This window comes from Halorhodospira neutriphila (genome assembly GCF_016584055.1).
In the GTDB taxonomy this organism is placed as follows: Bacteria; Pseudomonadota; Gammaproteobacteria; order Nitrococcales; family Halorhodospiraceae; genus Halorhodospira; species Halorhodospira neutriphila.
Genome location: NZ_NRSH01000241.1, coordinates 1 through 1,476, shown reverse-complemented (window position 1 = coordinate 1,476; position 1,476 = coordinate 1). Strand labels below are relative to the sequence as shown.

General features: G+C 78.3%; 1 protein-coding gene. It reads right to left on the bottom strand.

Annotation, left to right across the window (positions count from 1 at the left end):
- On the bottom strand, positions 1-1,476 hold a 1,476-nt coding region (locus tag CKO13_RS12170; RefSeq protein WP_200261395.1), incomplete at both ends, for an AsmA family protein.

The window sequence follows — 1,476 nt, the reverse complement described above, 5'->3', positions numbered from 1 at the left end:
CTCGCGCTCGGCCTGCTCGCGGGCCTGCTCGGCCTCCTGCTCGAGCTCCTCCTCCAGGGCCCCGAGCCGCTCCTTCGCCTCGGCGCTGAGGGCCTCGCGCAGGTTGAGCCCGATCTCCGGGGCGAGCAGGGGGCCGGTGATGGCCACCGGCACCTCCGCCCCGCCGAGCCGGCGCAGCAGCGGCTCCTCGGACTGGCTCAGCCCCTCGGCGGGCGTCACCTGCAGGCGGTAGTCGACGGTCTCGGCGAGCAGGTCCGCCTGCCCCTGCCCCGCGGCCTGGAGCACCGGCGAGGCCATGCGCAGGTCGTCGTTGCGCACCACGCCGCCGGCGATGTCGAAGCTCGCCGTCAGCGAGCTGAAGTCGGTGCGCGCCGACTCCTCCGGGGGCGCCGGCGGCTCCTCGCCGCGCAGCCGCGCCGCCGCCTCGCGGAAGCGCTGCGGGATGTTCAGCCCGAGCACGGCGCCCTCCTCGACGGCCAGCTCGCCGGCGCCGTCGAAGTCCTCGATCAGGGCCCCGACATCGGCCCCGCCGCCGGCGCCCTCGAGGCGCAAGCGCCCCGTGCCGTGGAGCCAGTCGCGGCCGACGAGGTCCTCGAGCAGCGGCGCGAAGGCGACCCCGCGCAGCGTCTGCGCCAGCTCGAAGGCCGGCTCGGCGCCGCGGGCGTCGAGCCACAGCGAGCCGCTGTAGGCGCCCTGGTAGAGCTCGGCCTCGAGGGACTCGGCCCCGAGGCGGCCGTCGGCGCCGGTGAGCTGCACGGCCACGGACTCGAGCTGGAGGCCGCTGGCGCGCAGCTCGCCGATCTCCAGCCGCCCGTCCAGCCGGAGGCTGCGCAGCGGCGCCAGGGGGAAGTCGAGCTCGACGGCCTTGAGGGCGGTCAGCGGCGAGGCCCCCTCCTCGCCCTCGCCGCTGCCGCTGCCAGCGCCGCCTCCGGCCGGCGCGGCGCCGCCCCCGTCACCGCCCTCGGCGCCGGCGCCCTCCTCGGGCGGCGGCGGCAGGTAGCGGTCGACGTCCAGGGCGTCGATCCGGGCGGCGAAGCGCACGGCGGGGCCGCCCCAGTCGTCGACCGCCGCCTTGCCCTGGAGCTCGGTGCCGTCGAGCGCCAGGACCAGGCGCTCGAGGTCGAGCCGCTGCGGCGTCGCCACCACCCGGCCCTCGCCGGCGAGCCGGGTGAGAGCCGCCGGGTCGGCCGTCTCCGGGGCCGGCTGCCCGAGCGCGGCGAGCAGCCCCTTGGGGTTGAGGGGCGCCAGCTGCCAGTCGGCGGCCACCCACGGCTCGCCCTCGCGGAGCTCGAGCCGCCCCTCGGCGGTGAGCTCGAGGCGCTCCTCGCCGCCGATCAGGGCGTCGACGCGCAGGGTGGCCGGCTCGCCGAGGCGGAGCGTGTCGAGCCGGAGGTTGAGCGGGTCGACGGTGATCGCCTGCCCGCTCGCCTCGTCCCGCCACTGCAGCACGCCGTCCTCCAGGCGCACGCCGCCGAT